The organism is Acidovorax sp. GW821-FHT09B03, from assembly GCF_059418305.1.
In genome coordinates, this window is the sequence record NZ_JBWKPP010000002.1 from 446492 (window position 1) to 466368 (window position 19877).

The following is a 19877-nucleotide window of genomic DNA, read 5'->3' on the forward strand; positions in this document are numbered from 1 at the left end:
TCCCCATGTGTGACGCAATTCGGAGGACATTTCATCCATGCGTCTCGACAAATTCACCACCAAGTTCCAGGAAGCCCTGAGCGACGCCCAGACCCTGGCGCTGGGCAACGACAACGCCTACATCGAGCCCGTGCACATGCTCGTGGCCATGCTGCGCCAGGAGGACGGGCCGCGTGCGCTGCTGCAGCGCGCGGGCGTCAATGTGCAGGGCCTGCTGGCCGCTGCGGAGAGCGCTGTCAAGCGCCTGCCGGCCGTTCATGGCCAGGAGCAGGTGCAGGGCGGGCCCGAGCTCGGCCGCGTGCTGCAGGCCACCGAGAAGGAGGCCATCAAGCGCGGCGACCAGTTCATCGCCAGCGAGCTGTTCCTGCTGGCCTTGATCGACAGCAAGGGCGAGGCCGCCACCCTGGCCAAGGACAACGGCCTCACGCGCAAGAGCCTGGAGGCCGCCATCGAGGCCGTGCGCGGCGGCCAGAAGATGGACAGCCCCGAGGCCGAAGGCCAGCGTGGGGCCCTGGCCAAGTACTGCCTGGACCTGACCGAGCGTGCGCGCATCGGCAAGCTCGACCCGGTGATCGGCCGCGACGACGAGATCCGCCGCGCCATCCAGGTGCTGCAGCGCCGCACCAAGAACAACCCCGTGCTCATCGGCGAGCCCGGCGTGGGCAAGACCGCCATCGTGGAAGGCCTGGCCCAGCGCATCGTGGCCGGCGAGGTGCCCGAGTCGCTCAAGGGCAAGCGCGTGCTCAGCCTGGACATGGCGGCCCTGCTGGCCGGTGCCAAGTACCGCGGCGAGTTCGAGGAGCGGCTGAAGGCCGTGCTCAACGAGCTGGCCAAGGACGAGGGCCAGACCATCGTCTTCATCGACGAGCTGCACACCATGGTCGGTGCCGGCAAGGGCGAGGGCGCCATGGACGCGGGCAACATGCTCAAGCCGGCCCTGGCGCGCGGCGAGCTGCACTGCGTGGGCGCCACCACGCTCGACGAATACCGCAAGTACATCGAGAAGGATGCCGCGCTCGAGCGCCGCTTCCAGAAGATCCTCGTGGGCGAGCCCACGGTGGAGGCGACCATCGCCATCCTGCGCGGCCTGCAGGAGAAGTACGAGGTGCACCACGGCGTGGACATCACCGACCCGGCCATCGTGGCCGCGGCGGAGCTCTCGCACCGCTACATCACCGACCGCTTCCTGCCCGACAAGGCCATCGACCTGATCGACGAGGCCGCGTCCAAGATCAAGATCGAGATGGACTCCAAACCGGAGGTGATGGACAAGCTCGACCGCCGGCTGATCCAGCTGCAGATCGAGCGCGAGGCCGTGCGCCGCGAGAAGGACGAATCCTCGGTCAAGCGCTTCGGCCTGATCGAGGAGGAGATCGTGCGCCTGCAGAAGGAGATCGCTGACTACGACGAGATCTGGCAGTCCGAGAAGGCCCAGGCCCAGGGCAGCGCGCATGTGCGCGAAGCCATCGACAAGCTCAAGTTCCAGATCGAGGAGTTCACCCGCAAGGGCGACTTCAACAAGGTGGCCGAGCTGCAGTACGGCAAGCTGCCGGACCTCGAGCGCCAGCTCAAGGAAGCCCAGGCCAAGGAAGACGGCAAGGATGGCGTGGCCAGTGCGCCGCGCCTGCTGCGCACGCAGGTGGGCGCCGAGGAGATCGCCGAGGTGGTGAGCCGCGCCACGGGCATCCCCGTGGCCAAGATGATGCAGGGCGAGAAGGACAAGCTCCTGCAGATGGAAGGCAAGTTGCACGAGCGCGTGGTCGGCCAGGAAGAGGCCATCACCGCCGTGGCCAATGCCATCCGCCGCTCGCGCTCGGGCCTGTCCGACCCGAACCGCCCCACGGGCTCCTTCCTGTTCCTGGGCCCCACGGGCGTGGGCAAGACCGAGCTGTGCAAGGCGCTGGCGGGCTTCCTGTTCGACAGCGAAGACCACCTGATCCGCATCGACATGAGCGAGTTCATGGAAAAGCACTCCGTGGCCCGCCTGATCGGTGCGCCGCCCGGCTACGTGGGCTACGAGGAGGGCGGCTACCTGACGGAAGCCGTGCGCCGCAAGCCCTACAGCGTGCTGCTGCTCGACGAGGTGGAGAAGGCCCACCCCGACGTGTTCAACGTGCTGCTGCAGGTGCTCGACGATGGCCGCCTGACCGATGGCCAGGGCCGCACCGTGGACTTCAAGAACACGGTGATCGTGATGACCAGCAACATCGGCTCGCACCTGATCCAGGCCATGGTCGGGCAGGACGCGGATGACATCAAGGAAGCGGTCTGGGGGGAACTCAAGAACCATTTCCGACCCGAATTCCTCAACCGGATCGACGAGACGGTGGTGTTCCACGCGCTGGATGCGAAGAACATCGAGGCGATTGCACGCATCCAGCTGCAACTGCTCGAAGCGCGCCTGGCCAAGATGGACCTGCAGCTGCAGATCTCGGGCCCGGCGCTCGAAGAGCTGGCCAAAGTGGGTTTCGATCCGGTGTTCGGTGCCCGTCCACTCAAGAGGGCCATCCAGCAGCGGATAGAAAATCCGCTGTCCAAGCTGCTGCTGGAGGGCCGGTTCCCGCCCAAGAGCGTGATCCCGGTGACGGTGGATCCGGTGCTCGATCCCGGTGTTTTCCAGTTCGGCGGGGCTTCCGAGCCCGCTTGAGGGGAAAAGGGTGGCCGTTTGGCGGCCACCCGTTGAAAGGAAAGGTGTCGTTTGAACAATCTTGTTTCGGGTTTGCTGCGCTTGGCCGTGCGTGCCCTGGTGCTGGCCATGGGGCTGGTGGTGTTCCTGAGCCTGCTGGCCGCTGTGTTGGTACTGGGCCTGGTGTGGGCCGCGCGCGCGACCTGGGCACGGCTCACGGGCCGGCCCATGACCCCCTGGGTGATGCGGGTCGATCCGCGCACGGGATTCAGCGCTGCCATGCGCTCCCGGGCGCAATGGGGGGCTGCGCGCCAGCCCGATGCCGCCGCAGAACCGGCAGCGCCGTCGCGCCGTGGCGGGGTGCTGCCCAGCGCCGTGGAGGTGACCGACGTGGAGCCGCGCGAGCTGCGTTGAGGGCGGGTCCCGGGGCGCCCGCAAGCGTTGGTCGGCAGCGCTCGGCATGCCCCTCTGGACACGCCGGCATGGTCTGGAGGCAGGCGCAGGGGCCTCTATCATGCGCTCCATGACACCAGCCGACATCCACGCCCTTTTTGAAACCCAGCGGCAGGCCAGCCGCATCCAGGTCGAGGTGCCTCTGCTCGTGCGCCGCGAGCGCCTGCTGCGCATGCGCAAGCTGCTCGACGAAAACGGTGCCGTGCTGGCGGCGGCCGTGCAGGCCGATTTCGGCATGCGCTCGCCCCGCCTCACCGAGGTGGCGGATTTCTTCGTGCTGCGCACTCTGCTGTCGCACACCTTGAAGCACCTGGCGCGCTGGATGAAGCCGCGGAAGGTGCGCACGCCCATCTACCTTCAGCCTGCCTCCGCGCACATACAGCGCCAGCCGCTCGGGGTGGTGGGGGTGATCGCTCCGTGGAACTACCCCGTGCAATTGGCGCTTGCGCCGGCCATCACGGCGCTGGCTGCGGGCAACCGCGTGATGCTCAAGCCCAGCGAGCTCACACCCCACACGTCGGCCCAGCTGGCGCTGCTGGTGGCGCAGTTCTTTGCGCCCGAGGAGTTCTGTGTGGTGCAGGGCGATGCCAACCTGGCGGCGCTGTTTGCCTCGCTGCCGTTCGACCACCTGGTGTTCACCGGCTCGACGCCCGTGGGCCGCAAGGTGGCGCTGGCGGCCGCGCAGAACCTCACGCCCACCACGCTGGAGCTCGGTGGCAAGTCGCCGTGCATCATCGACGGCCATTGCGACATGCAGGATGCGGCGCTCAAGATCGCCCATGGCAAGTTGCTCAATGCCGGGCAGACCTGCATCGCACCCGACTATGTGCTGGTGCCGCGCGGACGCGAGACCGAGTTTGCCAATGCCTACCGGGCTGCCGTGGCGCGCCTGTTCCCCACCATCGAGGGCAACCCCGACTACGCTTCGATCATCACGCCGCGCCACCACGCGCGCTTGCGCACCATGCTGCAGCAGGCCCAGACGCAGGGGGCCGAGGTGCAGCCCATCGACCCCGCGGCGGGCAAGCCCGTGGTGAATACGGTCGGCACGCTGGGCGATGGTGTGAGCCGCCAGATGCTGCCCACGCTGGTGTTCGGCGTCACCTCGGACATGCAGATCATGCAGGAGGAGATCTTCGGGCCCGTCCTGCCGGTCATCTCCTACGAGCGCCTGGACGATGCCGTGGCGCACATCAATGCGGGCCCGCGGCCGCTGGCGCTGTACTGGTTCGGCCAGAGCGAGGCGGTGCGCGACGATGTGCTGCGCCGCACCGTGAGCGGTGGCGTGACCGTGAACGACACGCTGATGCACATCGCGCACGACAACCTGCCTTTTGGCGGCGTGGGGGACAGTGGCTGGGGGGCCTACCACGGGGAGCCGGGTTTCCTGCGCTTTTGCCACCAGAAGTCGGTGCTGGTGCAGTCGCGCTGGGCGATGGGCTCGCTGTTCTATCCGCCCTATGGCGCGCGCTTCGACCAGGTCATGGGGCTTCTTCGCCGCTGGCTGTAGCCAGGGCATCGGGCGGCGGGGACGCGGGCACGGCGCCGCTGATCAATTGTACGATGGCATCGCGCAGTTGCCCCGTGGACACCGGCTTGTGCAGCAGCAGGGCCGAAGTGGTCTGCGCATCGCGCAGGCGCTGCGGCGAGGTGTCGCCGGTCATGATGATGGCCGGCACCGCTACACCCAGGTAGGCGCGCAGGGCCTGCAGCACCTGCTTGCCGGTTTCTTCATGGCGCAGGCGGAAGTCGGTGATGATCAGGTCGGGTGTGCTGTCCTCGATGTGGTCGAGGGCATCGGCGCTGGATTCGGCCGTGGTGCAGTGGCAGCCCCAGCTTTGCAGCAGGGCCTGCATGCCCAGGCGCACCGATTCGTCGTCGTCGATGGCCAGCACATGCAGGCCCGTGAGATCGAAGTGGTTGAAGGAGGGCGGGGCCTCGTCCTCCAGGGCGCCCTGCCAGGCATCGAGCCAGAGCCGGAACACCGAGCCCCGCCCGGGGCGCGAGCTCAGCTCCACCGAGGTGCGCATTTCGCGCGCCAGGCGTTTCACGATGGCCAGGCCCAGGCCCAGGCCCTTGCGGCGGTCGCGCTCGGGGTTACCCAGCTGGTGGAATTCCTGGAAGATGTTGTCCCACTGGCTTTGCGGTATGCCGGCCCCGGTGTCCCACACCTCCAGCGCAATGCGCCGCCCCCGGCGGCGGCAGGCGATGAGCACGCCGCCGCGTGCGGTGTAGCGCAGCGCGTTGGAGATGAAGTTGTGCATGACCAGCATCACCAGCGAGCGATCGGCATAGGCGGCGGTGGAGGTCTCGTGCGTGCGGTACACCAGCCCCGCGTTGTCGGCCTGCACGCCGAATTCCTGCTCCAGCGCGGTCAGCAGGGGCTGTACGGCAAAGGCGGTGGGCCGCATCTTGACGACGCCGGCTTCCAGCCGCGAGTAGTCGAGCAGGGTGGTGAGCATTTCCACGGCTGCACTGGAAGCCGCCTGCGCATGGCCCAGCACGGTCAGCTGGTGCGGGCTCATGGGGCTGCGCTGCAGGGTTTCCAGGAACAGGCCCATGGCATGCAGCGGCTGGCGCAGGTCGTGGCTGGCGGCCGCGAGAAAGCGTGATTTGTCCCGGTCGGCGCGCTCGGCTTCCTCCTGCGCGGCCAGCGCGCGCTGCGATTCGGCGCGCAGCTCGGCCACCAGCCGCTCGTTTTCGAGCTTGAGGGCGATGCTGCGGCGGGTGGCGGTATCGCCGGTGCTGGCCTGCAGGCCGGTGAGTGCGTAGTACACCAGCACCAGGAACAGGGCGGGCCACATGGCCGGGCCGCCACTCATGGCCACGGCGGCGAAGATGCCTCCGACGGCGCAACTGAGGTAGGTGATGTAGGCGCGGTACAACGGAGCCCCCAGGCCCAGCGCGCCCGAGGAGACGGTGCTGACGATGCCGATGGCGTAGATCACGCTCTCGGAAGAGCCCCAGTAGAGCACCACGAAGCCCAGGCTGCCCCAGCTCAGGCCCATGGCGGCCATGCAGGCCATGAGTTTGCGTGCCGAGTGCAGTACCGGGTCGCGCTGCGGCGCCATGCCGCGCAGCGTGGCATACACCCCGATGACCACGAGTGCATGCGAGACCAGCCAGATGCTGACCACCTGGGTGTCGGCCACGCGCGCCATCACCCACAGGGTGCCCAGCGCCGTGGCCAGGGACGCCAGCAAGGTCATGGGAAAGTTCTGGCGCAGCAGCGTGACCTGCTCGCGCAGCACCTCGTCGCGCTCCCAGCGTCGGCGTGCCCAGGGCCAGCGGGGAATCAGTGGCAGGGCTTCAGACAACGTCATGGAGCGGCGGCATGGACAGGCCCAGGCGCTGCGCTGCCAGCAGTGCCGCGCTGCGGCTGTTGACGCCCAGTTGCGCAAAGATGGCAGCCACATGCACGCGCACGGTGTTCTCGCTCAGGCCCAGGTTGCGCGCGATGACCTTGTTGGGCTTGCCGGTGCACAGCAGCGACAGCACTTCGAGCTGGCGCGCGGTGAGGCTAGGCGCGGCGGGCGCGCGCAGGGTGGCGGCATTGCCGCTGTTCGCAGGAAAGCAGGGCTCGCCGGAGAGGGAGAGGCTTATCGCCTCCAGAATGTCCTCGCCGCTGGCCGATTTGGGCAGGAAGCCGTCGGCCCCGCGTGAGCGCGCTTCGTAGACCGCATCGGGGGCAATGCTGGCAGATACGAGCACGATGCGTGCGGTTGGGTGCGATTGGCGCAAAAGGCGCAGGCCGTCGAGCCCACTCATGCCCGGCAGCTGGATGTCCAGCAGCACCAGGTCCACCTGGGCCGGGGGCAGGGCGCAGGCTTCGGCGATGGAGCCGGCTTCGGCGATGGAGCCGACGGAGGGGTGGTCTTGCACGATCAGGCGCAGCCCGGTACGGAACAAGGTGTGGTCGTCAATGAGCAACAGGCTGGCAGGCATGCCGTGAGTATTGCGCACAACACCGCACGAGGGAACCGGTGCGAACTAGTCCATTTGTGCGATGGACGCAAGAGCCAGCGGTTTTTAGACTTTCCTCCATGCAGTGACCCTGGTACCGTACGGGACCGGCGTACTGTGGCGGTTGGCAAAGACCAACCTTTTTCCAACCACCAGGGGAATACAACATGGCTGCCAGCGCTCTTTCGAACCCAATGCCTTCATCGCCCGAGCACAAGCCCTCTGCGGGTGTGGGGGTGGGCGGCAATTGCATCGCCCAGATCGTGCACGACAACTGCCCGGACCTGCTGGCATCGGCGGGCGTGATCATCGAGCACCTGGATGCACAGGCGGGCAACTGGCAGTTTTCCATCGACAACGGCCTGACCTGGCGCAGCGCCCGCACCGACCTCATCAACCGCCCGGGCTGCATGGGCCTGGCGCTGGACCGCGATGCCCGTCTGCGCGTGCTGCCTTTCAGTGGCCACCGGGTGAGTGGCGTGCGCATCGTGTTCCACACCGTACAACGCAGCCATGGCCAGGGCAGCGGCAGCTACCGCGCCTATGCCCCCGATGAGCGCGACGGGGGCTCGCGCAGCGTGACCCTGGTGGTGGGGTTGAATGCGGTCAACGGCATGCCACCCGAGGTGAAGGTGCCCCGCCCACGCAACAAGCGCGCACTGGCCCAGTCGGCCCGCGAGCGCGCAGGCGACGGCCTTGGAGGCTCGCTGGCCCTGGCCTGACAAGGCTTTCCGGCCGCTTCGGGGGGTGGCCTGCCAGGGGCGTGCAGGCCCGGGTACCCTACCGGCGAGGGGTGAAAAACCGTTTGCGGCGACAATGCCGGTCCTTTCGTTTTTTCACACCCAGTTTTCGTTCGGTTTTTTCATGTCCAGTATCCAGGTTCGTCCCGCTACGCTTCGCGATGCCAAAGCCATCGCCCAGATCCACACCGTCTCTGCCCAAGAGGCCTACAAAGGGCTGGTGCCAGACGAGCAATTGAAGTCCATGTCCTCCGTCGACAAGCGCCAGGCCTACTGGCGCGAAGCCATCGAGTATTGCGAGCCCCAGGTGCAGGTGGCCATCGATGGCGAAAAGATCGTCGGCTTTGTCGGCTACGACCGCTCGCGCGATGAGAAGTCCCGCCCCACCACAGGCGAAATCTGGGCCATCTACGCCGCCCCCACCCACTGGAACCAGGGCGTCGGCCTGGCCCTGTGGGATGCCGCGCGCGATGGCCTCCAGGAAGAAGGTTGCACCAACGTGACGGCCTGGGTGCCGCTGCGCAATGAGCGTGCCATCCGTTTCCACGAAATGGCCGGCTTCAAGCAAGAGCTCTCCACCGCCAAGACCAATGTGATCGGTGGCGTCAAGATCGAAGAAGTGCGCCTGAAGCGCCCCATCAACTAAGGCGTCGATGATCGAGTGGAACCACCTGGGCCAGGCCCACAGTGCCCAGTGGCGCTCCGAGAGCAGCGCCCCGGCCCCCCGCCGGGTGGTGACCGCCGACGACACCCTGTCTGCCGATACGGCCTACCGCCTCGCCTGCGAGGGCACGGGCCTGCTCTGGCAGGGTGACTTCCAGAACGCGCGCATGCTGCTGCAGGCGCTGATGCGCCGGGTGGACCGCAAGCCGCGCAAGGCAGCCGCCAAGGCCGCCGAGAAAGCGGCGACCGCCACCCCGGCGCAGGCCTTTCACCTGCACCGCCAGGCACAGGCCCAGCGCGCGCGGGTGCTGTCGTCGCTGCTGATCCCTCTCTCGCCCGACTACGGCATCGACCTGCGCCGGGCACCGGACTGGCGCCAGGCCTGCACCGAGGCCTGGGGCCCGGCCAGTGGCGAAAGCTCGGTGGCCACGCTGCGCGAGCTGCTGGGCCTGGTGGGCGCCTTCGAATGGCGCAAGAAGGGCGTGGAAGTGCCCGCGCTGGGCGGAGGCGCGCACAACCGCATCCACCCCCACTACGGCGTGTTCTCGCCCGTGCGGGGCGAGTATGTGGACCTGGTGGCCAATACCTCGCTGCCTTCCTCTGCGCTGGCTTTCGACATCGGCGTGGGCACGGGCGTTCTGTCGGCCGTGCTGGTGCGCCGCGGCGTGCAGCGCGTGGTGGCCACCGACCAGGATCCGCGTGCCATGGCCTGTGCGCGCGACAACCTCAAGCGCCTGGGCGTGCTCGATCGGGTGGAGTTGCTGCAGGCGGACCTGTTCCCGCCGGGCAGGGCGCCCTTGGTCGTGTGCAACCCGCCCTGGGTGCCGGCACGCCCGAGCTCGCCCATCGAGCATGCCGTGTACGACGAGGGCAGCCGCATGCTGCGCAGTTTTCTGGCGGGCCTGGCGGCCCACCTGGAGCCGGGCGGCGAAGGCTGGCTGATCCTGTCGGACCTGGCCGAGCACCTGGAGCTGCGACCGCGCGAGCAATTGCTGGCCTGGATCGCCGAGGGTGGCCTGCGCATCCTGGGCCGCCATGACGTGCAACCCCGGCACGCCAAGGCGGTCGATGCGGGTGACGCCTTGCACGCCGCCCGTTCCGCCGAAGTGACCTCGCTCTGGCGGCTGGCGGCCATCGGCTGAACCCTGGCCCCGCGTGGCGGGGCCCAAGAACATGTCACGCCTCGGAGGTGCTGCCTTCGGGCTCCCGGGGCAGCAGCTGGTCCATGCGGTCGCGGATGGTCTGCGCGCGCTCGGCCCCGGCCATCTGTGCCACTTCCTCCAGCAGGGCCTCGCCCACGTCGAGCATGCTGGCGCGGTCGCGCGCACCGCGCAATGCCTCGTGGAATTGCTTGGCCAGGGCCGGATCCCGGCGCGCGAACATGCGCTCGCAGATGTCGAACAGGTACATGCGCGTGCCGGCGAGCGAACGCAGGGCATCGCTGGGGTCCTGGGGCTTGGCTGCGGCCACTGGCTCCTGGGGCGCTGCCTTGGCGGCGCTGGGAATGGCGGCCGGAGCGAGCGCGGCAGTGGGCGCGTCCGGCAGGGTGGCCGGGCCTGTGAGGTAGCCCTGGCGCATGAGGTTGTCCACGATCTGCGCGCCGATGCCGTTGTACATGGCCTGCAGGTCCGACAGGGATTTGCCGTCGGCCAGCAGCAGCAAGGACCGCTCCCGCAGGCTCAGCGTGCGGACGCCGGGCGAGAGTTCCAGGCGGGCTTTGTCGGTTTTTTGGAGCATCATGATGGGGGCGCGGGCGGGTACGGAACGGGGTGCCTGCGATTGCAGCACCCTGGCATGACGCTGTGATGACCCGCCTGCCGCACAATGGCGGGTTGCCTGCCGCCCTGCGGGTGGTTTTTCTTGTGACTTTGCTTCTGCGATGACCCTGCTGCTGGCCCCGATGGAGGGGCTTCTCGATTTTGTGCTGCGTGACGTGCTCACCCGCGTGGGCGGCGTGGACCGCTGTGTGTCCGAATTCATCCGCATCACGGGCACGCTGCTGCCGGACAAGGTGTTCCTGCGCTACCTGCCCGAGCTGCGCAATGGCAGCCGCACGCTGGCCGGTGTGCCGGTGCGGGCCCAGTTGCTGGGCTCCGACCCGGTGAGCATGGCCGAGAATGCAGCGCGCCTGGCAGCGCTGGGGCCGGAGGGGATCGACCTGAACTTCGGCTGCCCGGCTAAGGTGGTGAACCGCCATGGCGGCGGGGCGGCCCTGCTGCAGGAGCCCGAGCGCATCGCCACGGTGGTGGCCGCGGTGCGGCGCGCGGTGCCGGCGCACCTGCCCGTATCGGCCAAGATGCGCCTGGGCTTCAACGATGCAGGCCTGATGCGCGAGTGCGCGCAGGCCATGGAGGCGGGTGGCGCCTGTGAGCTGGTGGTGCATGCCCGCACCAAGGCCGATGGCTACCGCCCCCCGGCCTACTGGGAGCAGATACCGGCGATCCGTGCTGCGGTGGCCCTGCCCGTGGTGGCCAATGGCGAGATCTGGACCGTGGCCGACGCATTGCGCTGCCGCGAGGTATCGGGCTGCGACGCCTTGATGCTCGGGCGGGGCATGGTGGCCGACCCGGGGCTGGCGCGCGCCATCCGTGCCACGGACAGAGGGCTGCCAGGCTCGGACACCGTGCAATGGGACGATCTGCTGCCGCACATCGCCGCGTTCTGGCAACTGGTCTGCGACGACCTGGAGCCGCGCCAGCGCGCGGGCCGGCTCAAGCAGTGGCTGAACCTGATGCGCCGGCGCTTCCCCGAGGGCGAGGCGGCGTACCAGCATGTGCGCACGATGACGGACCAGCGCGCCATCACGGCCTGGGTGGCCGCCTTGCAGGAGCATGTGGCTGCCTGACGGCGCGTGTCCTTGCTTGCCCGGCGCCTACAGCAGGTGGTCCGGGGCGAGCGGGCCGAGCAAGCGCAGCAGCAGGCGCAGCGGCCCGCTGGCATCGGGTTCGGTGCGGCTGTCCTGCAGGCCGCTGCCCTGCGGCGCATGCCACAGCAGTTCGTTGCCGGGCTGCTGCAGCTCCACGCGCCAGGCCAGCTCCCCCAGGGCCGGCTCCAGCCGCGTGGTGATGCGCCGGGACAACTCGGTGCTGCGGATCAGCAGCGCGATCTCGGTGTTCTGCCTTTGCGAGCGCATGTCGAGGTTCATGGAGCCGATGGCGACCAGGCGGCCGTCCATCACCAGCACCTTGGAATGCAGCATGGCGCGCGAGCTGCCCACCGAACCGGTGGGCGAGGAGGCGCTGCCGCCCGAGGAGCCCCCCGGGCTGCCGAATGCGCTGCCCAGGCCGGAGAGCTCGCTGCGCATCTCGTACAGCTCCACGCCCATGGCCAGCAACTCGGGCCGGTGCCGGGCATAGCCGGCATGGGCAATCGGGGCGTCGTTGGAGGCCAGCGAGTTGGTGAGCACCCGCACACGCACGCCGCGTGCGCGGGCCTGGGCAAAGGCCTGCTTCATGTCCGGTCCGGGCACGAAATAGGGCGAAACGATGAGCAATTCGCGCCGGGCCTGGCCCATCAGGTGCAACAGGCCATCGACCACGGTATCGCCCTCGCCGGCATCCTCCGAGTCCGTGGACGGGAGTGCCGCAGCGCTGCCGCCAGCCACGGGGGCATTGCTCCCTGCGGGAGGGGCGATGCGCGCAGCCTGCCGGGCATTCGATGCGGTGGCCGGTGCCGTGGCGGGCGGCGAGGTGCTGGCCAGGCCTTCTGCAGGGATCTTGGCGGGCTGGTCGACCAGCACCACGGCCGGCGCCCAGACAAAGGCGGTGCTGCCCAGGTCCATGGGCTGGTAGTCCCAGATGCGGTTGCGCTGGGCTCCCGCGCCGGAGGGGTCGTCCTGGACCAGGGCGGGCGCACTGGCGGCTGGCTGCGAGGTGGGCAGGGCCACCTGGCGCTCCCGTTCGGCGGCATCGGCGGCTTCGTACTGGCTGCGCATGGTGTCCAGTTCCTCGCGCGTGACCAGGGACTGCACGGGGTAGGCGCGCTGATTGTTCCAATAGTGGTCGAAGCTGCGCGAGAGGTCCTGCACGATGGGCCCGACGGCCAGCACGTCGAGGTCGACGAAGTTGCCGGCATCGGCCGTGCCGAAGTAGGCGTCGCCCAGGTTGCGCCCGCCGGTGACGCCCATGGCGTTGTCGGCAATGAAGAGCTTGTTGTGCATGCGCTGCTGGGCCCGCGAGAAATCGGTGACCGCACCGAACATGCGGCCCAGCGTGGAGCTGCGCGCCCCGGAGAGCGGGTTGAACATGCGCATCTCGATGTTGGGCACGAAGGCCAGGCGCATGACCTGTGCATCGCGCCCGGCACTGTGGAAGTCGTCGAGCAGGACCCGGACCCTCACGCCGCGCCCGGCAGCCGACACCACGCTCTGGAGCAGGCGCTCGGTGCTGGCATCGGCATGGATGGCGTAGTACTGCAGGTCCAGTGTCTTGGTTGCCGCGTCCACCAGCGCCAGGCGGCTGCTGTAGGCTGCCTGGGGCCCGCCCAGCAGCAGGAACCCCGAAAGGTGGCGCCCCCCTGCGGCCTGCCGGCGGGTCTCCACCAATTGCCCCAGGGGCGTGCCGGCGGGGGCGGCGAGGGCGGTGGATTCGGGGCGGACCACGTCCTGGGGCAAGCCCGCACAACCGGTGACCACCGCCACGGCGAGCGTGGCGACCAGGGCCATCCAGCCGCAGCGGGCGGCGGTGGCAAGGTCTTTGAACGGGGCGATGGGGGCGGGCATGGGGAGGAGGCCTTCTGGATACTACCGAAGGTATAGCCCGCACCCCGCGCCCCCGTTGTCGGACGGCGCGCCGAAACGTAACGCCGTGTGAACGGCGCCACGCTTGGCAACTGCTTACCAGCTGACTTCGCGGTCGGGCGTGGCGCTGATCTTGTGGATGGAGAGGTCGGCGCCGTCGAATTCCTCTTCCTGCGAGAGCCTGAGGCCCACAGTGGCCTTGAGGGCACCGTACACCACCAGCCCACCCAGAAGGGCCCAGACCACGCCCAGGGTGGTGCCGATCAACTGCGCGCTGAAGGCCACCCCGCCGAGGCCGCCCAGGGCCTTGCTGCCGAAGATGCCGGCGGCCAGGCCGCCCCAGGTGCCGCACAGGCCGTGCAGGGGCCAGACGCCGAGCACGTCGTCGATCTTCCACTTGTTCTGCGTCAGGGTGAACAGCAGCACGAAGATGGTGCCGGCGATGGCCCCTGTGACCAGCGCGCCCAGCGGGTGCATGAGGTCGGAGCCCGCGCACACGGCCACCAGGCCCGCGAGCGGGCCGTTGTGCACGAAGCCCGGGTCGTTCTTGCCCAGCACCAGGGCGGCCAGCGTGCCGCCCACCATGGCCATCAGCGAGTTGACGGCCACCAGGCCCGAGAGCTTGTCCACGGTCTGCGCGCTCATCACGTTGAAGCCGAACCAGCCCACCACCAGGATCCAGGCACCGAGGGCCAGGAAGGGGATGTTCGATGGCGGGTGGGCGGAGATGGCGCCATCCTTGCGGTAGCGGTTGGCGCGCGAGCCGAGCAGCACCACGGCAGGCAGGGCGATCCATCCGCCCACGGCATGCACCACGACCGAGCCGGCGAAGTCATGGAACTCTTCGCCCGTGAGCGACTTGATCCAGGCCTGCACGCCGAAGTGCTGGTTCCAGGCGATGCCCTCGAAGAAGGGGTAGACGAAGCCCACGATGATGGCCGTGGCCATGAGCTGGGGCCAGAACTTGGCGCGTTCGGCAATCCCGCCCGAGACGATGGCCGGAATGGCCGCCGCGAAGGTCAGGAGGAAGAAGAACTTGACCAACGAATAACCGCTTTGCTGGACCAGGGTCTCGGCCCCCACGAAGAAATGGGTGCCATAGGCCACGCTGTAACCCACCGCAAAGTACACCACGGTGGACACGGAGAAGTCCACGAGGATCTTGACCAGGGCATTCACCTGGTTCTTCTTGCGGACCGTGCCCAGCTCCAGAAAGGCGAACCCGGCATGCATGGCCAGCACCATGATTGCCCCGAGCAGAATGAACAAGGCGTCCGTGCCCTGTTTGAGTGCTTCCATACCATCTCCACGCGATTGTTTGATCTGTTTTGGTGCATTTCACTGCGTCTTGCAATGAATGCACCAATTTCAAGCAAAAAATGCGCCAGCATGTGGCATGTGTCCCCGCGGTGGTGCTGTGCTGTTTTGGTGCGGGTGAGGGAGGGTCAGAAGCGGTCGCGCCCCTGTACCCGGGCCACAATGCGCAGATCGGGTCCGAGCCGGTCCACGGAGACGTACTCGAGCGCGGTGCCATCCGCCAGCGCTTGCAAAGGCGCCGCCTGGGCGATGCCCAGGCCCGGACCGAGCAGCCGGGGCGCCAGGTAGAGCAGCAACTCGTCCACCAGCAGCCCTTCGCGCAAGAAGGAGCCGTTGAGCTTGTGGCCGGCCTCCACGTGCAATTCGTTGATAGCACGCCGGCCCAGGTCCTGGAGCATGGCGCCCAGGTCCACCTTGCCCTGGGGGTTGGGAAGGCAGATCACCGTAGCGCCCTGGCCCTCCAGGGCCGCTTTTTTCGCCGCATCGTCGCTTGCGGTGTAGATGAGGCAGGTGCGGCCCGGGATGGAGAAAAGGCGCGCCTGCAGTGGGGTCTGCAACTGGCTGTCCACGATCACCAGGTGCGGCTGGCGTGGCGTGGCGACATCGCGCACATCAAGGCGCGGGTCGTCATCGAGCACGGTGCCGATGCCCGTGAGCACGGCGCAGGCGCGGGCGCGCCAGGCATGGCCATCGGCCCGGGCTGCGGGCGAAGTGATCCACTGGCTCTGCCCGTTGGCCAGCGCGGTGGTGCCGTCCAGGGAGGCGGCGGTCTTCAGGCGCACCCAGGGCGTGCCGCGCACCATGCGGCTGAAGAAGCCGATGTTGAGTTCGCGCGATTCCGTCGCGCCAGGGCCTACCACCACCTCCACGCCGGCAGCGCGCAGGCGCGCAAAACCCTGGCCCGAGACCAGGGGGTTGGGGTCGGCCAGGGAGGCCACCACCTTGCCGATGCCGGCACCGATCAGTGCATCGCAGCAGGGCCCTGTGCGGCCCTGGTGCGAGCAGGGCTCCAGCGTGACGTAGGCGGTAGCTCCCTGCACGCCGTTGCCCCGTGCGGCCGCATCGCGCAGCGCCATGACCTCGGCATGCGGGCCACCGGCCTGCTGGGTGAATCCCTGGCCGAGGACCTGGCCGTTGGGCGTGGTGATCACGCAGCCCACACGGGGATTGGGGTTGGAAAGAAAAAGCGCCTGAGTGGCTAGCTCAAGCGCTTTGGTGGTGTGTTGCTGTTCCGAAGAGGTCGCCATGGTGGCGTGCATGCTAGCGCATGCGGGGCCTGTTGGACGGTGGCGGGGTCACTTGTTCCAGCATTCGGTCACGGCGAGGGTGGCGGGGGTGAAGGTTCCCGCCGCCATGCCGCGGGTGCCGGTATTGGTCAGCGTCAGGTCACCGCATTTGTCGGTGGCTTGCGCTGTTCCCGTATCACGTGTGGCTGTCAGCGTGAATGTGCTTGCCGTGGAGTTCGTTACAGAAATGGTATAGCGCTTGACGTTGTCATTGAGCCAACTCAGGCTGGGAGGGAGGGGGGCGGCTGCTGTCACGATAGGGTAGGTCCCCGTCGCAGTGGCTGCACGCTCCATGTACTGGGCTGCCTGCAGCAGCCCTGCTCGCGCATCGGCACGGTGCCCGCGCCGGATGTACTCGTTGTAGCTGGGCAGGGCGATCGCCGTGAGGATCCCGACGATAGCCACCACCGTCATCAGTTCGATGAGGGTGAAGCCCCGTTGTCGCATGGATGTGTTGCGGTTCATTGTGTGCATCGTTCAGTCCTTGGGTCCGATTAACGGATCTGGCGCCAGCTTGGACGCATGGACTCTTCGGGCGGACCGGCAAGCCGTTCGCCGCCAGGGCTACCGCCACCACCGCCAGTACCCTTGGCATCCACGTCGATATTCTCGAACTTGTCCTTCTTGATGATACTGTGAGGGCCTTTGGCCACTTTCGCCCTGGAGACGCCCTGGTCTGCCGCAGTGTATTTCTTGTCGGCATTCATATCCACGATCTGGAACGAGGGGCGCTTTCCGTCCATGATGTTGACGAAGGTGCGGTACTGGCGCTCTGCATCCACGGAGGTCGAGTCGCAGCTTTCGACGTTCGGATCCACATTGGAACCCTTGGCGGGTACTTGCGACCAGACCGTCAGCAGGTTGGTGGCGTCGTAGAACTCCAGGGGCTTGAGCAGGCGCTCGCCCACGGCCGGCAGGTCCATGTACCAGCCGTTGTAGTTGCCCCAGGTCTCCAGCTTCAGTTCGTCCACGATATCGACCGTGGCATAGTCGCCACTGACATCGGTGAACTTCTGCTGCGCCAGCTTGGCCGTAGCGACACCGGTGCCCAGGGCAGCAGGAGCGGGCACGCAATCAGCACCATTGGGGCAGCTTCCGCCGCCAGGATGGACCTGCAGGCGCTTGCTTGCTCCAGTGCCCACATAGCGGTAGCGGGTGTTGTCCAGTACCGAGTACAGGGACTGTACATCCACATTGGCCGGGTCGTTGACGTCCACATTGCGGCCCGTACCAAAGGCAACCATCATCCCGCCCACACGAGAGGTTGTCGCTGTGGGGCCACTGCCGGTTTTCTTGTTGCGGTCATTGGCGCGCACGGTCGGTGCCGTGGAAATCGGCTGGATCTTGGTGCGCGACGCGTTGCCCAGTGCGGCCGGCCCCTGGGCTGTGAAGAGCGCGCTGCCGCCAAAGGCGACCTTCCAATCGCCGGGAGCGGCACTGGTCAGGTCGAATTTCCACATATTGCCCAGGTTATCCCCGGCATAGACCACATCGATGCGGCCATCGTCATCCAGGTCCACCACACGTGGAGCGCCCAGTCCGTTGTCGTTGGCGTTGCCGGTACCCGCTGCCTGGGTGGTGGTGGGAATGCGCACCAACTCGCGCGCTCCATCCAGGTATTGGATCAGCAGCACCGGACGCTGGTTGGTGCTGTTGTAGCCATTGCCAAGCACCACCGCCCAGCGGTTGTTGTTCATGCGCGTGATCTGCGTGGTGCGCATGCCATCGGTGTCGCTGCGGACCGGCCGGGAGGTGATATGGCCGATGTCCTTGTCTTCTTCCACGACCTTTTCGCACAAGGTTTTCTCGGCACCGGTCATGGAGCCGCAAACGGGTGCGGCTTCGGTGGAGCCACGTGTGCGGTCGAGCTTGACCAGGGTCTGTGCATTGCCCTCGGAAAAGCCGGGTGCTCCGGACGGAGAGGCGGTGGCCGAAGGATTGGTCACGTCCAGGGCGAAATAACCCTTGCCCCCCTGGCCGAGGGTACCCACCAGGTAAGTGCGCCAGTCGGGGACAAAGGCTGCATAGGACGGGTCGGTCGGGTCCTGTACGCCGCCGTTGGCATCGATGTCGCCGGTCATTGGAGACCCATCGACAAAATAACGGTGCTTGTTGTTGTACTGCGGGTCGGTCAGCAGGGTCAGGTTGGGAATCACACCCCGGGGGACGTAGGCCAGCTTCTCCTGGCCGTCAACGGCCGAGAAGCCATGCAGCATGCCATCGTTGCCACCTACATAGAGCATGGGTGTGCGTGACTTCTCGCTGCGCACGAAACCCGCATAGCCCTTGAGCAGCGAATCCCCCGCCGGCGGGCCGGCGTACCACACATCGGAATTGATGATGTCGCCCTGGCGGCTCGCGCGTTCACGGTAAGGTTTGGCCGTGGTGTATCCGGTATCGTCGGAGCCTTCCTTGCCGCGCTCACCACGAATGTATTCAAGCCGATCCTGGCCTTTGGCGGCACCCTCGTCGGTGCCGCTGACATTCTTTTGCAGCCAGACCTTCTGTGCCGTGCTGAGGTTGGTTTCGTCCGATGCCCACTTGAAAGGCACCCCGCCCCGGTACTTGCTGGTGTCCCACTTGTCGCTCCAGGTCAATACAAGGCGCGTGCCGATGGCGGCCACGGCATCCAGTTTGTCTGCGGTGTTCTTGCCGGACCATCCCGGATCGCTGATGGTGGTGCCGTCGGTCTTCACCCGCTCCGCGGTCACAAAGCCCTTCCAGCCGTTGGTGGGCTCGTAGGCTGCCGTGTACTTGCCCACTTCGCTGCGCGAGACGTTGGAGCCACTGGTTGCGCTGGCGCTCAGATCGGGGTCTGTCGCGGTATTGATCTGGCCGAAGATTTCGCGGAAAGCCTTCTCCAGGTCCTCGCCCTTGGTCACGGCGTAGAAGCGGCCCCGGCCGTTCAGGGCCGCATGCCACAGGTCCAGCGAGCGCTTATTCTCGTTGTCCATGGTGGGCCAGGTCTGGGTGCCTGTCACCAGTTCGCGGAAGCTGCCGTCATATCCGAACGGCGTCTTTTCCGTGGGAGCGATAATGGCTGGGGCGCCTGGCCAAGTCGTGGAGACGGTGCTGAAGCCGATGGTGTAGGTCACCATGTGGGGCCAGGTGGCCGGGTTGTAGCGTGGGTTCCAGTAGCGCTCCAGGATGGCGTCCTTGTTGGCACTGTCCTTGCCGAAATTCTCGGTGGCAGGGGCCTTGCGGTAGTCGGCCGCAGGCTGCATGGTGCCAGTCATGCCCGTGGTCTGCATGGGCGTGGCCCAGCTGTAGAAGGCCCAGTCAGCCAACGTGTTGTTGACGGTGTCCCGATAGAGTGCAGACTTGGCACGCTCTGTTGCCGTGGCTCCTCCGTACACATTGCTGTCTGGCAGTGTCAGGCTGGTTGCGTTATCGCGCCTTCCGGTGTTGGGAACGTCATAAGCCGTGCCATTCCAGCGTCCGTCCGTCATCATGATGTGGTAGGAGCGGCGGCATGCCAGGTAGGGGGCTCCCGTCGTGCCGGGGTCGGACGCCCATGCGCTGCTGGTGCCCAGGCCCTGGCGCATGTACTCATCCGCCTGCTTGAACATCGTGTGCGAGGGCGTGCCGTTCGTCGCCTTCAGGTTGCTGATGAAGCTGATGAAGTTGTTGCGGTGGGTGGTGTTCAGCCGGCGCATGGAGTTGGTCTTCATGGTGGAGCTGTTGACGCTGAGCGCATCGGGCGAACCACCGTTGTTCCACATCGCCTGCCATGACAACCGGATCTTCTTGTCGGGCAGCAAGGTGGTGTCGCGGAAGATGCCGCCCGTTCCGCCGCTGCCCACCATGGTGTACTTGAGCACGTTGATGCGCTTGGCAGTTACTGGCCACGTGCCATCAGCGTTCGGAGTGGTCTGGTTGTTGCTGGTGCTGGCTTCGCTGTCCAGGCGGTATTCCATACTCCCCGAATCGTCAATCGAGATGATGACGTTGGGCGAGACATAGGGCTCTACAGTGCCTGGTGGCGACTGCGCCAGATCGAGGGCCCAGGCGCCATGCGGCGCCAGTGCGGCGCCAGCCGCCAGTGCGATGAGGTGCTTGCGAAAACGGGGGGCAGCGGTGCGGTGCATGGC

The 19877-nt window shown here is 67.2% G+C and carries 15 protein-coding genes; 7 read left to right on the forward strand and 8 right to left on the reverse strand.

Features of this window, described 5'->3' with window-relative positions:
• Positions 1–37: 37 nt before the first annotated feature.
• The 3 genes from clpB to AC07PA_RS05400 all read left to right on the forward strand — a co-directional run bounded on the left by clpB (position 38) and on the right by AC07PA_RS05400 (position 4589).
• A complete protein-coding gene (clpB, locus tag AC07PA_RS05390; protein WP_007849079.1) occupies positions 38–2647 on the forward strand; it encodes an ATP-dependent chaperone ClpB in 2610 nt (869 codons plus the stop codon).
• A gap of 51 nt (positions 2648–2698) precedes the next feature.
• Positions 2699–3040: a hypothetical protein gene (locus tag AC07PA_RS05395; RefSeq protein ID WP_494604662.1), complete on the forward strand. Its 342-nt coding sequence runs from the start codon at positions 2699–2701 to the stop codon at positions 3038–3040.
• 109 nt (positions 3041–3149) lie between these two features.
• A complete protein-coding gene (locus tag AC07PA_RS05400; protein WP_035202085.1) occupies positions 3150–4589 on the forward strand; it encodes a coniferyl aldehyde dehydrogenase in 1440 nt (479 codons plus the stop codon).
• Here AC07PA_RS05400 and AC07PA_RS05405 read toward each other — a convergent pair.
• Together AC07PA_RS05405 and AC07PA_RS05410 are read right to left on the reverse strand one after the other, a co-directional pair.
• The gene (locus tag AC07PA_RS05405; protein ID WP_007849086.1) at positions 4561–6402 is read right to left on the reverse strand and encodes an ATP-binding response regulator; all 1842 of its coding nucleotides are present in this window, start codon (positions 6400–6402) and stop codon (positions 4561–4563) included. The genes AC07PA_RS05400 and AC07PA_RS05405 overlap by 29 nt on opposite strands.
• A complete protein-coding gene (locus AC07PA_RS05410) occupies positions 6389–7024 on the reverse strand; it encodes a response regulator (RefSeq protein WP_007849089.1) in 636 nt (211 codons plus the stop codon). The genes AC07PA_RS05405 and AC07PA_RS05410 overlap by 14 nt, the downstream gene beginning before the upstream one ends.
• Positions 7025–7236: 212 nt before the next feature.
• Between AC07PA_RS05410 and AC07PA_RS05415 the strand changes: the two genes are divergently transcribed.
• From AC07PA_RS05415 to AC07PA_RS05425, 3 genes are all read left to right on the forward strand, one after another.
• Positions 7237–7764: a hypothetical protein gene (locus AC07PA_RS05415; protein ID WP_108016329.1), complete on the forward strand. Its 528-nt coding sequence runs from the start codon at positions 7237–7239 to the stop codon at positions 7762–7764.
• 142 nt (positions 7765–7906) lie between these two features.
• Positions 7907–8428, forward strand: coding sequence for a GNAT family N-acetyltransferase (locus AC07PA_RS05420; RefSeq protein ID WP_035202087.1), 522 nt, complete (start codon positions 7907–7909; stop codon positions 8426–8428).
• A 7-nt stretch (positions 8429–8435) separates the two neighbouring features.
• Positions 8436–9587, forward strand: a complete 1152-nt coding sequence (locus tag AC07PA_RS05425) for a methyltransferase (RefSeq protein WP_494604666.1) — start codon at positions 8436–8438, stop codon at positions 9585–9587.
• A gap of 34 nt (positions 9588–9621) precedes the next feature.
• On the opposite strand, the gene AC07PA_RS05430 is transcribed toward AC07PA_RS05425, so the two are convergent.
• Positions 9622–10185 carry a hypothetical protein gene (locus tag AC07PA_RS05430; RefSeq protein WP_494604668.1) on the reverse strand — a complete coding sequence of 188 codons (564 nt, stop codon included), beginning with the start codon at positions 10183–10185 and terminating at the stop codon, positions 9622–9624.
• A gap of 139 nt (positions 10186–10324) precedes the next feature.
• Between AC07PA_RS05430 and AC07PA_RS05435 the strand changes: the two genes are divergently transcribed.
• Positions 10325–11290 carry a tRNA dihydrouridine synthase gene (locus AC07PA_RS05435; RefSeq protein WP_494604670.1) on the forward strand — a complete coding sequence of 322 codons (966 nt, stop codon included), beginning with the start codon at positions 10325–10327 and terminating at the stop codon, positions 11288–11290.
• Positions 11291–11317: 27 nt separating this feature from the next.
• On the opposite strand, the gene AC07PA_RS05440 is transcribed toward AC07PA_RS05435, so the two are convergent.
• The 5 genes from AC07PA_RS05440 to AC07PA_RS05460 all read right to left on the reverse strand — a co-directional run bounded on the left by AC07PA_RS05440 (position 11318) and on the right by AC07PA_RS05460 (position 19874).
• Complete coding sequence (locus AC07PA_RS05440; protein ID WP_494604672.1) at positions 11318–13165, reverse strand: phospholipase D family protein; 1848 nt, start codon at positions 13163–13165, stop codon at positions 11318–11320.
• Between the two features lie 114 nt (positions 13166–13279).
• Positions 13280–14482, reverse strand: coding sequence for an ammonium transporter (locus AC07PA_RS05445; protein WP_007849112.1), 1203 nt, complete (start codon positions 14480–14482; stop codon positions 13280–13282).
• Positions 14483–14628: 146 nt separating this feature from the next.
• Entirely contained in the window at positions 14629–15759 is a 1131-nt protein-coding gene (gene ribD, locus AC07PA_RS05450) for a bifunctional diaminohydroxyphosphoribosylaminopyrimidine deaminase/5-amino-6-(5-phosphoribosylamino)uracil reductase RibD (RefSeq protein ID WP_494604674.1), read from the reverse strand.
• 36 nt (positions 15760–15795) lie between these two features.
• Positions 15796–16251 carry a type IV pilin protein gene (locus tag AC07PA_RS05455; protein WP_494604676.1) on the reverse strand — a complete coding sequence of 152 codons (456 nt, stop codon included), beginning with the start codon at positions 16249–16251 and terminating at the stop codon, positions 15796–15798.
• Between the two features lie 29 nt (positions 16252–16280).
• Positions 16281–19874, reverse strand: coding sequence for a pilus assembly protein (locus tag AC07PA_RS05460; RefSeq protein WP_494604678.1), 3594 nt, complete (start codon positions 19872–19874; stop codon positions 16281–16283).
• Positions 19875–19877: the final 3 nt, after the last annotated feature.

Coding starts and splice junctions, on each gene's coding strand:
- clpB (WP_007849079.1), top strand. CDS start 38: ATGCGTCTCGACAAATTCACCACCAAGTTCCAGGAAGCCCTGAGCGAC.
- AC07PA_RS05400 (WP_035202085.1), top strand. CDS start 3,150: ATGACACCAGCCGACATCCACGCCCTTTTTGAAACCCAGCGGCAGGCC.
- AC07PA_RS05405 (WP_007849086.1), bottom strand. CDS start 6,402: ATGACGTTGTCTGAAGCCCTGCCACTGATTCCCCGCTGGCCCTGGGCA.
- AC07PA_RS05410 (WP_007849089.1), bottom strand. CDS start 7,024: ATGCCTGCCAGCCTGTTGCTCATTGACGACCACACCTTGTTCCGTACC.
- AC07PA_RS05415 (WP_108016329.1), top strand. CDS start 7,237: ATGCCTTCATCGCCCGAGCACAAGCCCTCTGCGGGTGTGGGGGTGGGC.
- AC07PA_RS05420 (WP_035202087.1), top strand. CDS start 7,907: ATGTCCAGTATCCAGGTTCGTCCCGCTACGCTTCGCGATGCCAAAGCC.
- AC07PA_RS05425 (WP_494604666.1), top strand. CDS start 8,436: ATGATCGAGTGGAACCACCTGGGCCAGGCCCACAGTGCCCAGTGGCGC.
- AC07PA_RS05430 (WP_494604668.1), bottom strand. CDS start 10,185: ATGATGCTCCAAAAAACCGACAAAGCCCGCCTGGAACTCTCGCCCGGC.
- AC07PA_RS05435 (WP_494604670.1), top strand. CDS start 10,325: ATGACCCTGCTGCTGGCCCCGATGGAGGGGCTTCTCGATTTTGTGCTG.
- AC07PA_RS05440 (WP_494604672.1), bottom strand. CDS start 13,165: ATGCCCGCCCCCATCGCCCCGTTCAAAGACCTTGCCACCGCCGCCCGC.
- AC07PA_RS05445 (WP_007849112.1), bottom strand. CDS start 14,482: ATGGAAGCACTCAAACAGGGCACGGACGCCTTGTTCATTCTGCTCGGG.
- ribD (WP_494604674.1), bottom strand. CDS start 15,759: ATGCACGCCACCATGGCGACCTCTTCGGAACAGCAACACACCACCAAA.
- AC07PA_RS05455 (WP_494604676.1), bottom strand. CDS start 16,251: ATGAACCGCAACACATCCATGCGACAACGGGGCTTCACCCTCATCGAA.
- AC07PA_RS05460 (WP_494604678.1), bottom strand. CDS start 19,874: ATGCACCGCACCGCTGCCCCCCGTTTTCGCAAGCACCTCATCGCACTG.